21 protein-coding genes are annotated in these 18,992 nt (G+C 67.1%); 19 read left to right on the forward strand and 2 right to left on the reverse strand.

The features are described from left to right. The 4 genes from ACFO27_RS06480 to lnt are packed head-to-tail and all read left to right on the forward strand — an operon-like array spanning window position 1 to window position 4,113. Window positions 1-1,035: a PhoH family protein gene (locus tag ACFO27_RS06480; RefSeq protein ID WP_376816881.1), complete on the forward strand. Its 1,035-nt coding sequence runs from the start codon at window positions 1-3 to the stop codon at window positions 1,033-1,035. Further along, window positions 1,025-1,510, forward strand: coding sequence for an rRNA maturation RNase YbeY (ybeY, locus tag ACFO27_RS06485; protein ID WP_376816597.1), 486 nt, complete (start codon window positions 1,025-1,027; stop codon window positions 1,508-1,510). Before ACFO27_RS06480 ends, ybeY begins: the two co-directional genes overlap by 11 nt. Window positions 1,511-1,562: 52 nt before the next feature. Then, on the forward strand, window positions 1,563-2,444 hold the full coding sequence (locus ACFO27_RS06490; RefSeq protein WP_376816598.1) for an HlyC/CorC family transporter: 882 nt from the start codon (window positions 1,563-1,565) through the stop codon (window positions 2,442-2,444). Next, window positions 2,434-4,113: an apolipoprotein N-acyltransferase gene (gene lnt / locus ACFO27_RS06495; RefSeq protein ID WP_376816599.1), complete on the forward strand. Its 1,680-nt coding sequence runs from the start codon at window positions 2,434-2,436 to the stop codon at window positions 4,111-4,113. Before ACFO27_RS06490 ends, lnt begins: the two co-directional genes overlap by 11 nt. Here lnt and ACFO27_RS06500 read toward each other — a convergent pair. After that, window positions 4,071-6,953 (reverse strand): bifunctional diguanylate cyclase/phosphodiesterase, encoded by a 2,883-nt coding sequence (locus tag ACFO27_RS06500; RefSeq protein ID WP_376816600.1) that lies wholly within the window; start codon window positions 6,951-6,953, stop codon window positions 4,071-4,073. The genes lnt and ACFO27_RS06500 overlap by 43 nt on opposite strands. Window positions 6,954-7,421: 468 nt before the next feature. Here ACFO27_RS06500 and ACFO27_RS06505 point away from each other — a divergent pair, with 468 nt between their 5' ends. The 10 genes from ACFO27_RS06505 to ACFO27_RS06550 all read left to right on the forward strand — a co-directional run bounded on the left by ACFO27_RS06505 (window position 7,422) and on the right by ACFO27_RS06550 (window position 13,541). Beyond that, window positions 7,422-7,631, forward strand: coding sequence for a hypothetical protein (locus ACFO27_RS06505; RefSeq protein WP_376816601.1), 210 nt, complete (start codon window positions 7,422-7,424; stop codon window positions 7,629-7,631). Window positions 7,632-7,725: 94 nt separating this feature from the next. Next, the gene (locus ACFO27_RS06510) at window positions 7,726-8,703 is read left to right on the forward strand and encodes a hypothetical protein (RefSeq protein WP_376816602.1); all 978 of its coding nucleotides are present in this window, start codon (window positions 7,726-7,728) and stop codon (window positions 8,701-8,703) included. A gap of 71 nt (window positions 8,704-8,774) precedes the next feature. After that, on the forward strand, window positions 8,775-8,909 hold the full coding sequence (locus ACFO27_RS06515; RefSeq protein WP_376816603.1) for a hypothetical protein: 135 nt from the start codon (window positions 8,775-8,777) through the stop codon (window positions 8,907-8,909). A gap of 91 nt (window positions 8,910-9,000) precedes the next feature. Next, window positions 9,001-9,240 carry a hypothetical protein gene (locus ACFO27_RS06520; protein WP_376816604.1) on the forward strand — a complete coding sequence of 80 codons (240 nt, stop codon included), beginning with the start codon at window positions 9,001-9,003 and terminating at the stop codon, window positions 9,238-9,240. Beyond that, window positions 9,237-9,509, forward strand: coding sequence for a hypothetical protein (locus ACFO27_RS06525; RefSeq protein WP_376816605.1), 273 nt, complete (start codon window positions 9,237-9,239; stop codon window positions 9,507-9,509). The genes ACFO27_RS06520 and ACFO27_RS06525 overlap by 4 nt, the downstream gene beginning before the upstream one ends. A 2-nt stretch (window positions 9,510-9,511) precedes the next feature. Next, the gene (locus ACFO27_RS06530; RefSeq protein ID WP_376816606.1) at window positions 9,512-9,922 is read left to right on the forward strand and encodes a hypothetical protein; all 411 of its coding nucleotides are present in this window, start codon (window positions 9,512-9,514) and stop codon (window positions 9,920-9,922) included. Further along, window positions 9,919-11,922, forward strand: a complete 2,004-nt coding sequence (locus tag ACFO27_RS06535; protein WP_376816607.1) for a DNA cytosine methyltransferase — start codon at window positions 9,919-9,921, stop codon at window positions 11,920-11,922. Before ACFO27_RS06530 ends, ACFO27_RS06535 begins: the two co-directional genes overlap by 4 nt. 26 nt (window positions 11,923-11,948) lie before the next feature. Continuing rightward, on the forward strand, window positions 11,949-12,212 hold the full coding sequence (locus ACFO27_RS06540) for a hypothetical protein (RefSeq protein WP_376816608.1): 264 nt from the start codon (window positions 11,949-11,951) through the stop codon (window positions 12,210-12,212). Next, window positions 12,205-12,438 (forward strand): DUF4224 domain-containing protein, encoded by a 234-nt coding sequence (locus tag ACFO27_RS06545; RefSeq protein WP_376816609.1) that lies wholly within the window; start codon window positions 12,205-12,207, stop codon window positions 12,436-12,438. The genes ACFO27_RS06540 and ACFO27_RS06545 overlap by 8 nt, the downstream gene beginning before the upstream one ends. Next, on the forward strand, window positions 12,435-13,541 hold the full coding sequence (locus ACFO27_RS06550) for a hypothetical protein (RefSeq protein ID WP_376816610.1): 1,107 nt from the start codon (window positions 12,435-12,437) through the stop codon (window positions 13,539-13,541). The genes ACFO27_RS06545 and ACFO27_RS06550 overlap by 4 nt, the downstream gene beginning before the upstream one ends. Before the next feature lie 3 nt (window positions 13,542-13,544). Here the strand turns inward: ACFO27_RS06550 and ACFO27_RS06555 are convergent, their stop codons facing one another. Beyond that, complete coding sequence (locus ACFO27_RS06555; protein ID WP_376816611.1) at window positions 13,545-13,928, reverse strand: hypothetical protein; 384 nt, start codon at window positions 13,926-13,928, stop codon at window positions 13,545-13,547. 95 nt (window positions 13,929-14,023) lie between these two features. Here ACFO27_RS06555 and ACFO27_RS06560 point away from each other — a divergent pair, with 95 nt between their 5' ends. The 5 genes from ACFO27_RS06560 (at window position 14,024) to ACFO27_RS06580 (ending at window position 18,868) form a co-directional block, all read left to right on the forward strand. Continuing rightward, window positions 14,024-14,257 (forward strand): hypothetical protein, encoded by a 234-nt coding sequence (locus ACFO27_RS06560; RefSeq protein ID WP_376816612.1) that lies wholly within the window; start codon window positions 14,024-14,026, stop codon window positions 14,255-14,257. 81 nt (window positions 14,258-14,338) lie between these two features. Beyond that, a complete protein-coding gene (locus ACFO27_RS06565) occupies window positions 14,339-14,899 on the forward strand; it encodes a hypothetical protein (protein ID WP_376816613.1) in 561 nt (186 codons plus the stop codon). 151 nt (window positions 14,900-15,050) lie between these two features. Beyond that, the gene (locus ACFO27_RS06570) at window positions 15,051-15,242 is read left to right on the forward strand and encodes a conjugal transfer protein TraR (protein ID WP_376816614.1); all 192 of its coding nucleotides are present in this window, start codon (window positions 15,051-15,053) and stop codon (window positions 15,240-15,242) included. A gap of 247 nt (window positions 15,243-15,489) precedes the next feature. Further along, entirely contained in the window at window positions 15,490-17,964 is a 2,475-nt protein-coding gene (locus ACFO27_RS06575) for a DUF5906 domain-containing protein (RefSeq protein ID WP_376816615.1), read from the forward strand. A 265-nt stretch (window positions 17,965-18,229) separates the two neighbouring features. Then, entirely contained in the window at window positions 18,230-18,868 is a 639-nt protein-coding gene (locus ACFO27_RS06580; protein WP_376816616.1) for a hypothetical protein, read from the forward strand. The last annotated feature ends 124 nt before the right edge of the window (window positions 18,869-18,992 follow it).

Raw genomic sequence — 18,992 nt, forward strand, 5'->3', positions numbered from 1 at the left:
ATGGCCACGGCCCGCCGCGCCACCGGGACGGCCCCGGAAGCCCCCTCGAAGGCCGCGCGGCCGGTGACCCTCCACCTGGAGGCCGACAACGACCACCTGTCCAGCCTGTGCGGCCCGCTGGACGAGAACCTGCGCCAGATCGCCCAGGCCTACGGGGTGGAGATCGGCCGGCGCGGCACCCGCTTCACCGTCCGGGGCGCCCAGGCGCGCCCGGCCGCCCGGGCACTGCGCTGGTTCCACGAACGCGCCGCCCAGACGCCGCTGTCGCTGGACACGCTGCAGCTCGGCCTGGTGGAACTGGGCGCCCGCGCGGGCGGGGCCCCCGACGGCGCGCCGGATCTGCCCGAACTGCCGCCGGTGGACGACGCCAGCCTGAACCTGCGCACCCGCAAGTCCGACCTGCGGCCGCGCACCCCGCGCCAGCGCGACTACCTGAACGCCATCCTGAAGCACGACGTGACCTTCGGCGTCGGGCCGGCCGGCACCGGCAAGACCTGGCTGGCCGTGGCCTGCGCCATCGACGCCCTGGAACGCGAATCGGTGTCCCGGCTGGTGCTGACGCGACCGGCCGTGGAGGCCGGCGAGCGCCTGGGCTTCCTGCCCGGCGACCTGGTCCAGAAGGTCGATCCCTACCTGCGGCCGCTCTACGACGCGCTGTACGACCTGCTGGGCTTCGAACGCACGCAGCGCCTGTTCGAGAAACAGACGATCGAGATCGCCCCGCTGGCCTACATGCGCGGACGCACCCTGAACCACGCCTTCATCATCCTCGACGAGGCGCAGAACACCACGCCGGAACAGATGAAGATGTTCCTGACGCGGATCGGCTTCGGCAGCAAGGCCGTCATCAACGGCGACCCGTCCCAGGTGGACCTGCCCAAGGGCCACCAGAGCGGCCTGCTGCATGCCCTGGACGTGCTCGACGACGTGCCGGGCATCGCCCAGACCCGCTTCACCAGCCGCGACGTGGTGCGCCACCCGCTGGTGGGCCGCATCGTCGAGGCCTACGAACGGGCGGGCGACCATGTATCCTGAGTTCGCCCTGTCGGTCCAGTACGCGGCCGAGGCCCCGGCGCTGCCGCGCTGGCGCCTGCGGCGCTGGGTGGGCCGCGCGCTGGCCTTCGCCCTGGCGCCCCCGGACCCCCGCGCCGGCAGCCCCGTGGCCCTGACCCTGCGCATCGTCGACGCCGAGGAAGGCCGCGAACTGAACGCCGCCTGGCGCGGCCGGGACTACGCCACCAACGTCCTGACCTTCGAATACGGCGCGGATCCGGGCGGCCTGATCAGCGGCGACATCGTGCTCTGCCTGCCGGTGCTGGAGCGCGAGGCGGCCGAACAGGGCAAGCCCCTGCTGCATCACGCCGCCCACCTGGTCACCCACGGCGTGCTGCACGCCCTGGGCCACGACCACATCGAAACCGGCGAGGCCGAACGCATGGAAGCCCTGGAGGCCCGCATCCTGGCCGCCCAGGGCATTGCCAACCCTTATCAGGAAGACCGGCCATCCTGAAGCAGCCCGTTTATCGGTTATGCTACAGAATCCGTCACTCGTCCCCAGGACAATGCCAGACCCCCACGCCTCCGACCCGGAGCCTCGACCTCCCCGGCCCGCACGTTCCCTTCTTTCCCGCTTCAAGGCCCTGCTGCGCCCCGCTCCGCCCGCGGACCGCGACGACATCCGCGCCGTCCTCGAAGCCGCCCATGACCACTCCGTCCTCGACGGGGAATCGTACGCCATGATCTCCGGGGCCCTGGCGGTCGCGGACAAGACCGTGGCCGACATCATGGTGTCGCGCTCGCGCATGGACCTGCTCGACATTTCCCGGCCGCTGCCGGAACTGATGCCGGCCATCACCGAAACCGGCCACTCGCGCTTTCCCGTCTACGAAGGCGACCGCGACAACATCATCGGCGTGCTGCTCGCCAAGGACCTGCTGCTGGCGCTGGCGGACCACGCGCTGGACATCCGCGCCCTGGTGCGCCCGCCCGTCTTCATCCCCGAATCCAAGCGCCTGAACGAACTGCTGCACGAGTTCCGCGTGAGCCGCAACCACCTGGCCATCGTCATCGACGAGCACGGCGGCATCTGCGGCCTGGTGACCATGGAGGACGTGCTGGAACAGATCGTCGGCGACATCGAGGACGAGTTCGACGACGAGGGCGAGAAGACCATTTTCCGTACCGGCGAAAACAGCTGGCGCGCGATGGGCACCGCCGAGATCGAGGACGTCAACGAAACCTTCGGCGTCCAGTTGCCCGACGAGGACGCCGACACGCTCAACGGCTGGCTGGCCGCCGAGCTGGGCCACATCCCGCGCCGCGGCGAGCGCCTCGAACGCCACGGGCTGGCCTTCACCGTGGTGGGGGCCGACGGCAAGCGGGCGCGCTGGCTGCACATCCAGCGGCTGGATCCGCCCTCGCCCGCCCCGGAACATGCCGCCTGAGGCCACGTCCGCGCCGCGGGACCGGGCGCCGGCCGCGCACCGCCCCTGGCGCGGCCGCTGCGCGGCGCTGCTGGCCGGCGGCCTGCAGGCGCTCTGCTTCGCGCCCGGTCCGCTGCCGGCCTGGAGCCTGCCCTTCGCGCAGATCGCCACGCTGGCCGTCCTGGCCGCCCTGACCTTCCAGGCGTCCGGCCCGCGCCGGGCGGCGGGCCTGGGCTGGCTGTTCGGGCTGGCCCAGTTCGGCGTCGGCGTCTACTGGCTGACCATCAGCATGCACGAATACGGGGGCCTGTCCCTGCCGCTGGCCATCGCGGCCCTGCTGCTGTTCGCGGCGGCCATGGCCGCCTACGCGGCGGGCGCCTGCGCCCTGACCGCCTGGCTGTGCGCCGGCCACGGGCACCCCGAGCGGCGCGCGCCGCGCCAGATCCTGAACGCCGTCGCCTGGGCTTCGGCCTGGACGCTGGCCGAATGGCTGCGCGGCACGCTGTTCACGGGCTTCACCTGGCTGAACGTCGGCTACGCGCACGCCGAGGGCATGTTCGCCGCCTGGGCGCCGTTCGCCGGGGTCTACGGGCTGGCCTGGCTGGCGGCGTTTTCCGCCGCCGCCGTCGCGCTGATGGCCCGCGCCAAGGACACCGCCTACGACCGCAGCGCGGCCGCCGTGGTGGGCCTGGCGCTGCTGGCCGGGCTGCTGGGCATCGCCTGGGGGCACATCGACTGGGCCCGCCCCCTGGGCGAACCCCTGATGGTGCGCCTGGTCCAGCCGGCCACGCCCCAGTCCGACAAGTTCCAGCCCGAGCTGTTCCTGCCCACCCAGGCGCGCATCCAGCGCCTGGCCTCGCTGGCGCCCAAGAGCGAGGCGGACCGTCCCGCCGTGGTCATCCTGCCGGAAACCGTGCTGCCGGTCTTCCAGGACCAGGTGCCCGAATCCGTCTGGCACCAATGGCGCGACGCCGCCGAATCGATGCGCGCGACCTTCGTGCTGGGGGCGCCGCTGCACGTCGCCACCCCGGCCGGCGACCGCTACACCAACGGCGCCATCGCCCTGCACCCGCAGGATGCGGACGCGCCCCGGGCCGGCCACGCCTGGCACTACGACAAGCGCCACCTGGTGCCCTTCGGCGAATTCATTCCCCCCGGCTTCCACTGGTTCGTGCGCGCGCTGCGGATCCCCCTGGGCGACTTCGACCGGGGCACGGAACGCCAGCCGCCGCTGGCGGTCGGCGGCCAGCTCCTGGCCGTCGACATCTGCTACGAGGACACGTTCGGCGAGGAGATCGCCGCCACGGTGGCGCCCGACGGTCCCGACGCGCCGGGCGCCAGCATCCTGGTCAACCTGAGCAACCTGGCCTGGTTCGGCGACGGCTGGGCGCTGCGGCAGCACCTGTGGATCGCCCGCATGCGGGCCCTGGAGACCGCGCGCCCCGTGGTGCGCGCCACCAACACCGGCGCCACCGCCTTCATCGACGCCCGCGGCCAGGTGCTGGGCGCGCTCGATCCCGGCCGGCCGGGCGTCCTGGACGCCGAGGTCCAGGGCACCCGGGGGCTGACGCCCTACGTGCGCTGGGGCAATGCGCCGATCCTGGCCTGGACGCTGCTGGGCCTGCTGCTGGCCGCCCTGGCGCGCCGCTACCCGGCCTGCTCCCGCAGCCGCCGCTCGAACGCTTCCTGATCCAGGGGCTCGTCGAACCAGTATCCCTGGCCTTCGTCGCAGCCCGCGTCGCGCAGCAACTCGTACTGGGCCTGGCGGGTGATGCCCTCGGCGGTCACCCGCAGGCCCAGCCGATGCGCCAGGGTGATGATGGCTTCGCTGACCATGGCGGCATGCTCGCCGTCCAGCAGCCGCTCGGTCGTCGCGCGCTCCAGCTTGAGGGTCTCGAACGGCAGCTCGTGCACCGCCAGCAGGGCCGGCATGCCGATCGACACGGCCCCCACGCTGAAGCGCAGCCCGGAATCATGCAGGCGCCGCAGCCGGTCCCGCACCTGGGGATCCTCGGCGATGAGCATGTGCTCGCTGAGTTCCAGCACCAGGCAATCCGGAGACAGGGCGAGCGCATCGAACAGCCCGAAGGCGACGTCCAGCCCGGCGTCCTCCAGGCCGAGCTGGCCGGGCGAGACGTTGATCGTCAGGCGCAGGTCCGGCGCCAGGTCCCTGCGCCAGCGGGCCAGTTGCCGGATCGACTCGCGGAACACCCAGTCGCCCAGCGGCCGGATCAGCAGGCGCTCCTCCGCGAAGGGAATGAAGTCCGCCGGGGCGATCACGCCGAATTCCGGATGCCGCCAGCGCAGCAGGACCTCGGCCTGGACGATGCGCCCCGTCCGGAAGGCATGGATCGGCTGGAACAGGAGGAAGAACTGCCCGTCCTCGATGGCCTGCGGCAGGGCGTACATCAGGTCGCGCTGCATGCGCGCGCGTTCGCGCATGCTCCGGTCGAAATAATGGAAGCAGTTGCGGCCCGAGTCCTTGGCGACGTACATCGCCATGTCCACGTGGCGCATCAGGGCCTCGGCATCCTCGGCATCCTGGGGATACAGGGCCACCCCCAGGCTGGCCGAGATCCGCAGGGGATCGCCGCCCAGGCGGTAGGGTTCGGTGATCCGGTCGAGAATGGCCCGGCACAGCGCGTCGATCCGCGCCTTGTCGGGCGTATCGCCCACGAGGACGACGAATTCGTCCCCCCCGAGGCGCGCCACGAAGCTGGTCTCGGGGGCCGCACAGGCCTGCAGGCGGCGGGCGACCTCGACCAGCAGCCGGTCGCCCGTCGCATGGCCCATGGAATCGTTGATTTCCTTGAACAGGTCGAGATCCAGGAACAGCAGCGCCAGGGACTGCCCCGACTGGTCCGCGGACTGGACGGCGGCCCGCAGCCGCTCGTTGAAATACTGGCGGTTCGGCAGGCCGGTCAGGGGATCGTGATGCGCCTGGTTCCAGATCTGGGCTTCGATCTGCTTCTTCTGGGTCACGTCGCTGAGCATCGCCACCCGGCAATTGACGGAGCCGTCATGGTTCCAGGCCGTGTCCATGACGACGCGCTCGGCGTAGTCCTCGCCCGACTTGCGCTGGCCCCAGTATTCGCCTTCCCAGCGCCCCTGGGTGTTGATGGCGTGCCACATGTCGTCGTAGAAGTCGCGGTTGTGGCGGCCGGGCCGCAGCAGGGGCAGCAGCTCGCCCGCGATCTCGTCGGGCCAGAAGCCTGTCATGCGCGAATAGGCGGGATTGACGTCGATGACCACCCCGGCCGAATCGGTGATGGCGATGGCCTCGCTGCTGTTCTCGTAGGCGATGGCGGCCAGCTGGGCCGAGGATTCGGCCTGCTTGCGCTCGGTGATGTCCTGGACGATGCCGATGATGGAGACCTGCTCGCCCACCCGCACGGTCGAGCTGAACACCTCGATGTCGATCTCCGAACCGTCCTTGCGGCGGCCGTGGCGCTCGAAGCGCAGCGTGCCGTCCCGGCGGCTCTGGCTGGCCTTGATCGATTCGGCCATCAGGAAGCGCTCGCGCGGGGCCACGATGCTCAGCAGCGTCATGGCGTCGATCATCTCGCGCGGCTCGTAGCCGAAGATCTCGGCCATCTTGTGGCTGACGAAGGTGAAGCGCTCGTTCTCGACCAGGAAGATCCCCACGATGGAGTTCGACGCCAGGCCCTGGAAGATGGTGTCGGCCCGCAGCAGGCCGGCCTGGTCCTCGCGCATCTTGGCCAGCAGGTCGTGGACCTGCCGGATGCCGTCGTTGAAATCCCGGGCCACCTGGCCGAGCTCGCCCCGCCCCCGGTAGCCGATCCGGACGTCGTAATGCCCCTGGACCAGTTCGCGGCACGCGATCCGCAGTTCGCGCAGCGGCCGGACCAGATGGCGGCGCAGCATCAGATACAGGCCCAGCAGGAGGATCAGGTCCAGCAGCGCCAGCCCGCCGCTCGCCAGCAGCGCGCGGTCCTTGCCCTCGCGCAGCAGCGGCATCAGGACATCGGCGCAGGCGTCGAGCGTGCCGAGCAGGGTTTCGGCGTCGTCGGCCACCCACTGGCGCTGGACGACCTGCGGCAGTTCCTGCGCCTCGGCCGCGCGTTCGTCGCGCACGTAGGTGCCCAGCAGCACGGTCTGCACCCGGCCGCGCAGGGTGGCCCAGTCGCGCCGGATCCGGGGCAGGAAATCGCGCGCGGCGGCTTGCGCCAGGGCGGGAACCTCGCGGCCGTCGATGACACCGCCCTGGTCCAGGGCCTGCAAGGCGCGGTCCATGAGGTCCATTTCCTGGCTGAGCTGCCCGGCCTGCACCAAGGCGCCATCCGACAGGCGCATCGCCCGGACCGCCAGTTGCTGGCTGGAGACGCGCATGCGGTCCAGGGTGACGGCCTGGTCGAGCGCGCTCTCGTAGCGCGACAGCAGGGAATGCACGGCGGCGGCATTGCCCAGCACGAAGACCAGCATGAACAGGAAGAAGACGGCTGACGCCGTCCCCGGTCCGAAGGAGGATCGGACCGCCGGCCATGCCGCGCGCGATGTGTGAGGGCTCATGCCTTCCCTGTCAGATGAACGGCGGCGACGTCGGGCCGATGTGCGGCCCGGGGCGCCATCCTCTGGCATGTTACCGGATGAGAGAAAAAGGACAACACGCTAACAACCGGAATCCACGGGCGGATATCGGGGTTTTGGTTCCGCGCGGCCGGACCGGCGGGCCGCAAAGGACGAAAGCCCTGCCGGCGTGGGCCGGCAGGGCTTCGTGGAATCTTGTGGCGGAGCGGACGGGGCTCGAACCCGCGACCCCCGGCGTGACAGGCCGATGCCGGAACCTAGCAAACATGCGGGTTTTCGGCCATTTTCAATTCCAAAAAGACGCAAATACTGTACCAGTTCATGCGGGTTTGCGCGGTTCAATTCCAAAAAAAAGATGTAAATTAGCGATGGCTAATTAGTGTTGGCTATTGACTTAACATTAGTCATGGCTAATAATCCTCTTGAAGCCACACCTATTCGAGAGGAAATATGACCACCACCACCGCTTCCACCGCCGCCGACCTGTTCGCCGCGTCGGTTGCCCGTATCCAAGCTCAATTGGCCCGCCTGCAGGCCGCCGCCGACAACCACTTTGGTGCTGACCCCGATCAGATCAACTGGGGGCATGTCGGGGATCTGGATCGCATCGAGGGCGCCCTGAAAATCGCCACCGACGCCGCCTTCAACGAAGCCGAGTGATCCCGCACCCTGTCTCTGCTGGCGCGGGGACATGAGCGGGGCCATTCGGCCTCGGCTGGCCATGCCAGCCCATCGCATCCAGAGGAGTTTCTCCATGTCCATCATCGGCATCGCCTTCGGCAAGCACCACGATAAAAAGTGGAAGCGCATCGACGAGGACGGCAGCGTCCTGTCGCCCTCGCGGCACCAGTTCAACGATCATCCGATCTTCTCCGGCATCACGGAAGAGGAAATCAACGGCCAGTCCATGGTGCGCGTCCCAGCTTTCTATTACCGCCACGGCACTATCGTCGACGGTGATCTCGCTGGGAAAAAGGCGCTGTGGATCAGCCCGACCCCGGCCAACGGCTTTGAACGCCACCCCGCATTCATGCACCTCGGCGCGCCCATCGACGAGTTCTGGATCGGGAAGTACCAGGGCGTCGAGGATCAGGGGCGCCTGGCATCAAAGCCAGGTCGCAAGCCATTCACCAACATCGATTTCGACGACATTAAAAGCGCCGCCGCGCGCAATGGCGACGGCTGGATGCTCTGGAGCATCTATCAGTTGGCGGCGATCCAGATCCTGGCCCTGATTGAGCACGGCACGCCTGACCTGGCGTCGGTTGTGGGCGCTGGCTATGTGGATGGAGACGGCGTGCGCGCCGTCGACGATGAGTTGGTCGCCCAGGCCGCGTATCGCGGGATCACGGGCCTGTGGGGCAACGTGTGGCAGATGCTGCAAGGCCTGCAGACGAACGGCGACCGCGAATGGCGGATCTGGGACAAGGCCGGACGGCAGGATTTGATCGACACCGGCATTGCTGCGCCCGAGAACGACTGGTTCCACCGTCGTCAGCGAAAGGCCGGCGCCGACTTCGATCTGGGGGCCGTGTTCCTGCCGAAAAAGACGCGCGACGCCCAGGGGGATTCAGGCTTCGGCGACTATTTCTGGGCCTGGCCGGACGGCGAGGTGGCCTACCACGGCGGGAATTGGAGCAGCGGCGCGATCTGCGGGCTGTTCTGCTTGTACGTCAGCAACGCCGCGTCGGGCTCCAGCACGAATGTCGGCGGCCGCCTCGCAAAGGTGTAAGGCATCAAGTTTTTTGCGTCATGCAATCGGGCGCGCCCGCCGAGCGGGCCGCTCTCTGAACAGGAGCCGCCATGTCCGCCACCCCCATCATCCCAGGCCGTCTGTACCGCGTGCGCGGTCAGGGGCTGGACGTCACCGTAATCGCCACCGACCCCGTGACGGCGATCATCATCATGCTGCCGGAGGTTGCGTCATGTGCGGCCTGATGAGCCGTGCCCGCGTGGCGGTCAGATTGTACCGAGATCGCGCTCTGCGCTTGTCCTGGCGGGCAAGCTGGCGCATTGCCGGAGAGATGCAGTGAGTCCCGCCCGAGGCGCCGCGCACGTTGAGGTCTTTCTGTCCGACGACGACCTGATCGCCTTCAACGTGCTGCTGGAAAAGCTGATCGTCGCAAACTACGGCGGCCAGCGCGACCTGTTCCTGTCGTTGGCTGATGGTGACCAGTCCATGGCCTCCGACATGCTCACCGGAGCCTGCCTGTTTCACATGGCGTCGCGGCGCGTCATGCGCGAGCGCAACATGCCGGAGGCTGCGTGAAAAAGGACAGCCCGGCCCGGCCCTTTACGGACGAACAGCTTGAGCACGCGCGCGCCGCCGCGCGGCTGGATATATCGCTCGACGATGCGCTGCGCTCCCCGGCCCTGGCCCGCTGCCTGGAAATCACGGCGGAGGTCATGGCCGTCGATCCGGGTCTCGTCCGTGGCCGCAACGAGCGCCGGGTGCCGGAAGTCGCCCAGACCAGAAGCGTCGCCGCCGCGCCAGTCATCGATGTGAAGCGTGTTGCTGCGGGCGACAGGGACGACTGATCATGAAATCGAAACGCCGCATACCACGCCCCGTGCGCATCCCCGTCACGCGCGCCCTGCGCGATGAGTTCGCCATGCTGCTTTACACGTCGCTCTGGAGCCTGGAGCACACCCCCGGCGTTGATCCATTCGACAACCTCGCCGGCGTTTTCAACGTGGTGCAGCTTGCGCTCGAGCACGATGCAAAGCACAGCCATGAGGCGCGCCTCATCACAGGCGGCGCCGCTGCGCTGAACCAGGCGATGAGCCGGGTCATGTCCGGCAAGCCTCCCGCCGACCACGAAATTTTGCCCATCCGCGTGGGCGTCAGAACCATAGATACCCTGCTCGGCCGCCTGGACGTGTCCGTCCTGTACGCCGCCATGCAGCGCCTGCGCCGATTGCGCGCCACAACCCAAAAAAGAGAGCCATGAAAGACCAGAGCCAGATCGCCCTGCCGTTTCCGGGAGAACTCATCATCGACAACTTCGCCGGCGGCGGAGGCACCAGCACCGGCCTCGAGGCGGCCTTCGGCAGGCCCGTCGATATTGCGATCAACCATGACCCCGAGGCGCTTGCCATGCACGCGCTCAACCATCCGTACACCCGCCACCTGTGCGAGTCCGTGTGGGACGTTGACCCGATCAAGGTGACGCGCAATCAGCCGGTTGGCCTGGTCTGGCTCTCGCCCGATTGCAAGCACTTCAGCAAGGCCAAGGGCGGCACGCCTGTATCCAAGGAAATCAGGGGCCTGGCCTGGATCGCCATGCGCTGGGCAGCGCTGTGCCGCCCGCGCGTCATCATGCTGGAGAACGTCGAGGAATTCCAGACCTGGGGGCCGGTGATCGCCGACCGAGATGGCGCGCTGCGCCCAGACCCCGCCCGGAAGGGACAGACGTTTCGCAGCTTCGTCCGGCAGATCCGCCAGCATGGCTACGCTGTCGACTGGCGCGAGTTGCGGGCCTGCGACAACGGCGCGCCCACGATCCGCAAGCGCCTGTTTCTGGTTGCCCGCCGCGACGGCCTACCGATCACCTGGCCCGACGCCACGCACGCGGAACCCGCCGACCGGCGTGTGCTGGCTGGGCTGCTCGCACCGTTTCGCACGGCGGCGGAATGCATCGACTTCGACCTGCCCGCCGTCTCGATTTTCGAGCGCAAGAAGCCGCTGGCGGCCAATACTCAACGGCGCGTCGCAAAGGGCCTGTGGCGCCACGTCTTGACCAGCCAACGGCCCTACATCGTCACGAACACCACCGGGCATTCCGGGGCTGGTGTCGATCAGCCGATGTCGACCGTCACGACCGGCGGGCACCACATGCTGGCCCAGCCAGTCTTGGCGCCTTACCTGACGGAGCATGCCAATGCGAGCAACCAGCGCACCATGCCGGCAGATGAACCCCTGCGTACCATCTGCGCGCAGGTCAAGGGCGGACATTTCAGCGTCGTGGCCCCGGCGCTTGCCCCTTTGCGTGGCACCAGCGAAGGGCACATGGGCGGACACAGCGTCGCGCAGCCTCTTTCCACGGTGTCGGCTGGCGGCACGCATCACGCTTTGGTGGCAGCACACCTCGCCCACCTGACGCATCACGGCGACCGGGCCGGATCTACGCCGGCAGAGCCGCTTCCGACCGTGACGGGCGCGCATCGAGGCGAGCAGGCCCTTGTGGTCGCCAACCTGGTGGATATGGGTCATGGTGAGTCCTGCAGCACGGGCGCCAGGCGCTGGAGCAGCGGCGTGCGGTCGCTCGAGACGCCGCTGAACTCGGTTACGGCCAGCAGTTCGCCCAGCGCCCTCACGGCAGCGTTCTTCGAACAAGCGAACGGCGGATTCTACGACGGCGACGGGCGCGCCGCCGGCGCGCCACTGTCCACGATTACGTCCAGTGGCAGCAATCAGCGCCTGATCACGGCCTACCTGGTGAAGTACTACAGTTCAGGCGGGCAGTGGCAGGGCATAGGTGAGCCGATGCATACCCTGCCCACAAAGGGCCGCATGGGCCTGGTGCAGGTGGTGCAGATCCCCGCCGACAGCCTGTTGCCAAAACATCGCGCCAAGGCGCGCGCCTGCGCTGCGCTGCTGCACGATCACCTGCCCGATCACTTCGCAGCGCCGGCAGAAATGGTGCTGATGGCCTATGGCGGCGTCTGGTGGGTGCTGGTCGATATCACGCTCCGAATGCTCAAGGCCCGCGAGCTTTATCGCGCGCAGTCCTTTCCGGACAGCTACATCATCGACGAGATCCCTGATCCGAAGCTGCTATTCCGCGATGGTGTCCAAGTGCCGGGCGACCCGCGCCTGCTGCCCAGAATCCCGCTTTCCATCACCGCCCAGATTCGCATGTGCGGCAACAGCGTGTCGCCCGCCCAGGCCCAGGCCCTGATCGCGGCCAATTTCCGCCACGAAGCCCTTTTCATGGATCGCGTCGCCTGACGCGCACGCCCCTCGGAGAAATCACTATGTCAATCGAAGACCTTATTGATACGGGCCGCCACCCCCGCGCCGTCAACTCCCCGGTGGTGTCGCGCATGATCGGCAGCGCCGACCGGCTGGCCCGCGTTGCCAAGCGTGCAGTCATCACCCTGGACGAACTGATCGCCGAGCACGGCGACATGCCCATCAGCGACGACCTGGCGGATCGTCTCACCGAGATCATCAACACGATGGAGGCAGCAGCCAGCGAAGTGTCCGCCACGACCAGAAGGGCGGCGCGCCATGCCTGAAACCGGAATTTTGCTGACTCGCGCGCAGCTTGAGGAATTGACGGGCACGAAGCAGCCCGCGCGCATGGCCGACTGGCTCGAGCAGAGGCATTGGGTGTATGAACCCGCCACGCGCCGGGGGGAAATCCCGCGCGTGTCTCGCCAGCACTTCGAGGCGCGCATGTCGGGCAAGTCGAACACGCCGCGCCGCAACGGCCCGCGCCTTGATTTTCTCACTGCGCGATGAGCCGCCAGCGCGCCCACCAGGATGGCTTGCCGTACCGCGTCTACGAGCGCAAGGGCACCATCACCTATTCAATCGGCTACAAGCTGCCAGATGGCCGCTGGGCGTTCCGATTGAAGTGCCCGGTGAAGGATCGGGCGAAGATGGCGGAGATCCGCGCCGAAGCCATCCGGCGCGCCGGAGAGATTGGCCTGGGACGCCCAGCCGACGACTCCGTCGACGCCCTGATCACCGTCTGGCTGGAGTGGCAGGAGTCGCTGCCGATGAGCAGCCCGCAGCGGCGTGCAGAGTCCACGTTGTCCGAGAACAAGCGCGAGATCGTGCGCCTGCGTAAGGCCTTCGGGCACATGCCGGTGCGCGACCTCACCAAGACGGATGCCTATGCCTACCTGGACGCGTGCGTCACGGCAAACAGGGCCGAGAAGGGCAACAAGGAAATCTCGCTGATGCGGCGCATCCTGGAGTATGGGGTGCGCCTGGGCCTGATCCCCATCAACTCGTTCGATGGTGTCGAGAAAAACGAGACAGCTACATACGACCGTCTGGTGACTGATGCCGAGATCGCGCTGGCCGAGCGCGTGGGCAGGAAAATGGGCGGCCCGCAGTTGATCGTCGCACTGGCCCTGAAGACCGCCTGGCTGTGCTTGAAGCGATCCGTCGAGGTGCGCGCACTCACCCGCCCACAGATCACGGACGCGGGCATCGAGTGGACGGCGGCAAAGCGCCGGCGCGGCGCCGTGCCGAGGGTCGGCATCATCGAATGGAGTCCAGAATTGCGCGCCACCATCGACGATGCCCTGGCTATCAAGCGCTACGACCTTGCCGGCGACTGGTATGTGTTCGGAAACTTGCGGGGCGAGCGATACACAAAGGGCGGCTGGAAAAGCACTCTTTCAAGGCTCATGGTGGAATGCGTCGAGGTGGCCACGAAAGAGGGTATCCCATTCAAGCCATTCAGCCTGCAGGACTGCCGCCCGAAGGGCGTATCCGACAAGCTGGCGCGCGGCGACAAGGATGTGATGGAGGCGACGCTGCACACGTCCGAGCGGATGATCCGCAAAACCTACGACCGGCGCCGCGTGCGGCGCGCCAAGCCTGCGGAATAAGGGTTACGCGCCGTGGCCCGCGCCGACGATAAAGCCCGAGACCACCTTATCGAGGGCTTTTTTCTCGGCCGTCGACAGCTTGGTGTAGGACTCATACGAGGCGGAAAACGGCCAGCCATTCGCGCGCCCCTGGACGTGAGGCTGGTGGCTGTCGATCTCGCCGTCCTTCAGGCGCTTCGGCCCCTCGCCGGTGGCCAGCCACCATGTGTGGACACGAAAGAAGGCGGCCGCCCGGATTGCGTTCGAGGCTTCGAGTTGCTTTGTTTTCCCCGACAGCCAGCCGTTCACGGACGGCGGCCTCACGCTGCAGAACCGCGCAAGGTCGACGGGCCTGGCCTCTGGGCGCTCGGCAAAGAGTTCGGCGAACCGTTCGGAGAGTGTAGACATATTAGGCAATCCTAACAATTTAATGATTAGCTGTGGCTTGCTTTTTCTCGATAGCTATGGCTAAATAGGCGCTGTTAAGACCCTGGAGGCCAAACATGAGCAGGAAGCTACTGACCGACCACCCGGATTCCGCGATCATCGAGAGCCTGGGCGGAACCACCGCCGTTGCTCGCATGTGCGACATCAAGATTCCGTCCGTGTCGGGATGGAAAAGGAAAGGAATCCCGCAGGCGCGGCGCATGTACCTGCGCCTACTGCACCCCGAAGCGTTCCAGTCCGCGCCGTCTGATCGCGCGGCTGCGTGCGACTCGCTCCCGGCGGAGCGGTGATGGTGCGCGTTTCATATTCCACCTCTCTTTTTCTGACGTTGCCCCATTGTGCGGGCATGAAGGGGGCGAGTCATGCGTAGCATGTCGCAAACCACGATCACGATCCTGCGCGACGAGATCACCGATTACCGACGTGGCGCGCGTCTGTCGCGCGAGACCGTGGCGGCAAGCATTGTCGACGCGCACGAAAACCTGGGCGCCGACGTAACCACCGGCATCCGCTTCGAGCCGAAGACGGTGGATGCGTTCGAGCGCACAAAGGTGAACGCCGACCGGATCTTCCGCTGGCTGGACGATGCCACCAAAGACGGCGTACTGCTGCCAGCGAATTTCCTGGTTTCGGTGCTGGCGGGCCTGCCAGAGGACGTGCGTCGACGGGCACTGGATCGAATTCTGTTGCCCCTGGGCTTTGCGGCCCGCTCCCTCGGCGACGGGCGCGGCGTCTCAGCCGTATCGGCCAGCATGGTGGCGACGCTGATCCGGGAGCAAAGCGAGGCGGCCGCCGCAACCACGAACCTGCTGGGCACGGCAGATCGGGCCGCACTACTGGACGCGCGCCGCGAGATGGCCGAGGCCGTCGACGTCGGCCAGAACCTGCTCGCCCACCTGGATGCGCAGATCTCGGAGGGGCAGGCCGCATGAAACCCACCGCGAAACCCGCCCCGCGCTCCGTCCGTCCTGCGCAGCGGTCCGAAGGCCGTAAGGCGCGGAATGCCCAGCCCAACCACAACACCCGCGAGAACCCGTACCGCCTGCCGTGCGGCCGCTTGGTCGTCGGGCCTGGAGACGTCTGATGGCTGACGAATTCGACCGCGCAAGCGAGCGCGAACAGCAGGCCCGCGACGCCGCTCTGGACGCCACCCGCCGCGCCGCCGCCGCAATGCCCAAGGGCGAACCGGGCGAGTGCGACCGCTGTGGCGAGTACTTCGTCCGCCTGGTCGGCGGCCTGTGCGGCTTCTGCCGCGATGGCAGGACGCGCCCATGATGCAGCAGCCGGTCGCCCGCCTGCTTTTTTTCACGCCCGCGTGCGCCGGGGTGATCCCCGTTCCCCCAGGGAGAGCAGCAGGCCGCGCGGTTGCGTTGCGGGGAGGGTTGCGCTTCGGTCGGGTTCGTTGTTTTTTCGCAACCAAGGCGGGGACCCTGGCGGATTCCTGGCCTTGCGGGGGCGCGCACCCGCGAGAAATCGCTAGGCTGCGGGCCTGCCACATAGGCAACCCCCTGGGGGCCGTCGTATGAACTGGAAGAATTACGACGACGTGCTCTCGCAGCTTCGGGCCGCTGGCCTGGATGTTGATATTGAAAAGTTCGACGTAGGCACCGCCAGCCCCATCCGCTGCCGCGAGTTGAACGGCGACCTTGAGCGGCGTGGCTGGTACTGGCTGAACGAGATCCTGCTGGATGAAACGCAGCCAGACGGAAGCACCCACAAAGAGAGCTACATCGTGGGCAGCTATGGCGTGTTTCGCGGCACGGATTCCGGCAAACAGAAAATCCGCCTAAGCCGATCCGGCGTGCGCATGAGCGCCGAGCAGGCCGCAGCCATGCGGGCGCGGCACGCGGAAAACGTCAAGCGGGCAAAGGCCATACGCATTGCAGAGCAGGAGCGGGTCGCCCAGCGGGCCGCCGCCGCCTGGGCGAGGTACACAACCACCAGCGACAAGCCGTCATCCTACCTGCAGCGCAAGGGCGTGGGCGCGCACGGAGTGCGCTGGTCGCCCTCCGGCAACGGCACCATCGCCATCCCGATCAGCGACGATACGGGGAAAATATGGGGCCTGCAGATTGTGCGTGGTGCCGACCGGGGCAGGAAGCTGGAAAAGGAGTACTGGCCCAAGGGCTTTGCCAAGCAGGGTCACTACCACATGATCGGCACGCCGGGTTTTGTCATCCTGGTGGGCGAGGGTTATGCCACCTGCGCCACGATTTATGAAGCCACCGGGCTATGCACGGTAGTGGCCTGGGATGCAGGCAACCTGATGCCGGTGTGCCAGGCGCTGCGCAAAACCTACCCCAAGGCGCACATCATCATCTGCGCCGATGACGACTATCTGAGGAAAGATAACCACGGCAACCTGGAGAACCTTGGCGTGGAGGCCGCGATGAACGCGGCCACCGCTGTCAGGGGGTCGTGGGTCAAGCCCGAGTTCCCCGGTGACCGCAAGGGCGAAAAGCTGACCGACTTTAACGACCTGATGCATTTCCCGGCCGGCGGCCTGCAGATGGTGCGCGTCCAGATCGAGGCGGCCTGCACCGCTGCTGGATTTCCTCCGGGCGGCGGACACGCCGGCGGTGGTCATATGGGAAGGCTGCGCGTGAGCCTGGAACCCAGCAAGGGGGAAGGGGAAAGAGGCAAGCGCCGGGCCGAAGCCGTCATGCAGCTTGATGACCTGGTCGAGCGCTTCGTGCCGGTCGACGATGGCACGGGCGACACCGTGTTCGACCTCTGGACGAACCGTATAGCGCGGCGTGCGCAGATGGTCGCGCTGCTGCCCGCCGGCGTGCGTGCCGACGATATCAAGCGCCACCCGCTGTGGGTCGAGCGCGGGGCCTACTTCATCGACCAGATCGGCTTCGATCCGGCGGGCTGCGACGATGGCGTGGCCCTCAACACCTGGCGCGGCTGGCCGATGACGCCGCGCGACGGGTCGTGCCGCGAACTGCTGGATCTGCTGCACTACCTGTGCAGCGGCGAGAGCAATGCCGACGACGTCTACCAGTGGATGCTGCGCTGGATGGCGTACCCGCTGCAGAACCCCGGCGCGAAGATGGGCAGCGCGATCATCATGCACGGCCCCCAGGGCACCGGCAAATCGACCGTGTTCCAGACGCTGGCAAAGATTTATGGCGACTACGCCACGGTGCTGAACCAGCGCGGGCTGGAGGATCGGTTCAATGCCGATTGGGTGGACAGCAAGTTGTTCCTGCTGGCCGAGGAAGTCGTGACGCGCGCCGAAATGTGGCACATCAAAAACGAGTTGAAAGAGCTTGTCACCGGCGAGTGGATTCGCGTCAACCCGAAAAACGTGGCGGCCTACCGGCAGCGCAACCACGTCAACATCGTGTACCTGTCGAACGAGGGCCAGCCCCTGCCCATCGATAACGACGACCGACGCCACCTGGTGGTCTACACGCCGCCGGCGCTGTCAGAGTCATTCTATGACGCCGTCCAGATCGAACTCGAGCGCGGCGGCGTCGAGGCGTTCTACCACTTCCTGATGGCCCTGGATCTGGACGATTTCCACCCGAAGAAGCGCCCGCCGATGACGGAGTCGAAGCAGAAGCTCATCGACCTGTCGCTGCCTTCGGAGGCCGTGTTCGTGCGCGAGTGGCAGGCCGGGCAGCTTGAGGTCGACGAGAACAAGGGGCCGATGCCGTTCTGCCCCTGCCTGGGGCGGCACCTGTACACCGTGTACAAGAAATGGTGCGGCCTGACGGGCGTCGTGCGTCCACGCGATGAAACGCAGTTCATCGGGTACGTCGGGCGCTTGCCAGGCTGGCAGGCGGGTAAGCCGGTGTCCACGCTGGAGAACCTGAACAGCACTAGCTACAAGAGCCGCAAGATGGTCATACCCAGCCCGGAGGCGACCGCCGAGGCCCAGGCCGCCGGCGCCACCGTCATCAGCGATGGCGATGGGTCGAAGACGCGCGGGCGCTGGCTCACTGAATGTTTTTTCGCCTTCAACAACGCAATGGGAGGCGGCCTGTGATAGTACGCCTTGTTACCCGTTATTACCCCGTCAAAATCGCACCATGCGGGGATATGACTTATATGACGCCTGTGACCCCGTTCGTGCGCACGCGTAACGTGAAACTGGAATGCGGCGCGTGCATGTGTACCTCACATGAGGCGCGTAACCCCGTCATAGGCGTAACAATAGTATTAGTCTTGCTTGAAAAGATTTTAGGGGTAACAAGATCAGTAATAAGTGGGGTAATAAGGTTTGAGGCTGTCGATTTCGGCGGGGTTCTGTCATGACCCTGGAATCGAAAGCCGCTTTTGCCCGCCGCCTCGGCGTCAATAAATCCACGATCACCCGCGCTGCCCAGGCCGGTCGCCTGGTCATGGAGGGTGGCGAGGTGAACGTCGAGGCCAGTCTTGCGCGCTGGCACGCCACGCAGGGGGGGCGCCCAGATGTCGCGGAGCGTTTCGCCGAACAGCGCGGCCAGGCCATCCCGGACGTATCCACCCCCTACAGCGCCGCCGCCAGCGCCACAGCGGCCGATTCTGGCCCGTTGCCGGGGGCAGTTGCGGGCGAGTTGCACACGCAACCCTACGCGCAACCGGCCCCCGATGCGGGCAGCGCGGATCGCACCCACTACAAGGCGCTGACCCTGCGCTTTGAAAACGAAACGATCAAGCTGGAAATGGCCTTGCGCCGGCACATGCGCTACCCGCTGCCGTCCGTGCGCCGCGAGGCCTACGGCCTGGGCCTGGCCCTGCGGGCGTCCGTCGAGCGCATGGTCGATCAGACCGCGCCGCGCCTGGCCGCCGCCCAGACGCCGGAGCGCCGCGCGCTGCTGATCGCCGAATGTCACGCGCTCACGCGCGCCATGCACGTCGAGTTCGTGCGCGCGCTGCGTCGCCTGCGCGCTTCGGAGAAAAAATCGTGATGCCGCGCGAACTTCTGATTTCCACCCTCCGGGCTTATAATGGCCGTGCGCTGGTAGACAACCGGCGCACGGGTTTGGAAGCCCGGATCACAAAGGCGCGCAGCCGCCTGGAAACCGTTCACGC

Source organism: Castellaniella denitrificans (assembly GCF_042653765.1).
Taxonomy (GTDB): domain Bacteria; phylum Pseudomonadota; class Gammaproteobacteria; order Burkholderiales; family Burkholderiaceae_B; genus Castellaniella; species Castellaniella denitrificans.

Coding starts and splice junctions, on each gene's coding strand:
- ACFO27_RS06490 (WP_376816598.1), top strand. CDS start 1,563: ATGCCAGACCCCCACGCCTCCGACCCGGAGCCTCGACCTCCCCGGCCC.
- ACFO27_RS06545 (WP_376816609.1), top strand. CDS start 12,205: ATGCCTGAAACCGGAATTTTGCTGACTCGCGCGCAGCTTGAGGAATTG.
- ACFO27_RS06580 (WP_376816616.1), top strand. CDS start 18,230: ATGACCCTGGAATCGAAAGCCGCTTTTGCCCGCCGCCTCGGCGTCAAT.
- ACFO27_RS06515 (WP_376816603.1), top strand. CDS start 8,775: ATGTCCGCCACCCCCATCATCCCAGGCCGTCTGTACCGCGTGCGCGGT.
- ACFO27_RS06530 (WP_376816606.1), top strand. CDS start 9,512: ATGAAATCGAAACGCCGCATACCACGCCCCGTGCGCATCCCCGTCACG.
- ACFO27_RS06510 (WP_376816602.1), top strand. CDS start 7,726: ATGTCCATCATCGGCATCGCCTTCGGCAAGCACCACGATAAAAAGTGG.
- ACFO27_RS06500 (WP_376816600.1), bottom strand. CDS start 6,953: ATGAGCCCTCACACATCGCGCGCGGCATGGCCGGCGGTCCGATCCTCC.
- ACFO27_RS06565 (WP_376816613.1), top strand. CDS start 14,339: ATGTCGCAAACCACGATCACGATCCTGCGCGACGAGATCACCGATTAC.
- ACFO27_RS06505 (WP_376816601.1), top strand. CDS start 7,422: ATGACCACCACCACCGCTTCCACCGCCGCCGACCTGTTCGCCGCGTCG.
- ACFO27_RS06560 (WP_376816612.1), top strand. CDS start 14,024: ATGAGCAGGAAGCTACTGACCGACCACCCGGATTCCGCGATCATCGAG.
- ybeY (WP_376816597.1), top strand. CDS start 1,025: ATGTATCCTGAGTTCGCCCTGTCGGTCCAGTACGCGGCCGAGGCCCCG.
- ACFO27_RS06570 (WP_376816614.1), top strand. CDS start 15,051: ATGGCTGACGAATTCGACCGCGCAAGCGAGCGCGAACAGCAGGCCCGC.
- ACFO27_RS06550 (WP_376816610.1), top strand. CDS start 12,435: ATGAGCCGCCAGCGCGCCCACCAGGATGGCTTGCCGTACCGCGTCTAC.
- ACFO27_RS06555 (WP_376816611.1), bottom strand. CDS start 13,928: ATGTCTACACTCTCCGAACGGTTCGCCGAACTCTTTGCCGAGCGCCCA.
- ACFO27_RS06480 (WP_376816881.1), top strand. CDS start 1: ATGGCCACGGCCCGCCGCGCCACCGGGACGGCCCCGGAAGCCCCCTCG.
- ACFO27_RS06540 (WP_376816608.1), top strand. CDS start 11,949: ATGTCAATCGAAGACCTTATTGATACGGGCCGCCACCCCCGCGCCGTC.
- ACFO27_RS06575 (WP_376816615.1), top strand. CDS start 15,490: ATGAACTGGAAGAATTACGACGACGTGCTCTCGCAGCTTCGGGCCGCT.
- lnt (WP_376816599.1), top strand. CDS start 2,434: ATGCCGCCTGAGGCCACGTCCGCGCCGCGGGACCGGGCGCCGGCCGCG.
- ACFO27_RS06535 (WP_376816607.1), top strand. CDS start 9,919: ATGAAAGACCAGAGCCAGATCGCCCTGCCGTTTCCGGGAGAACTCATC.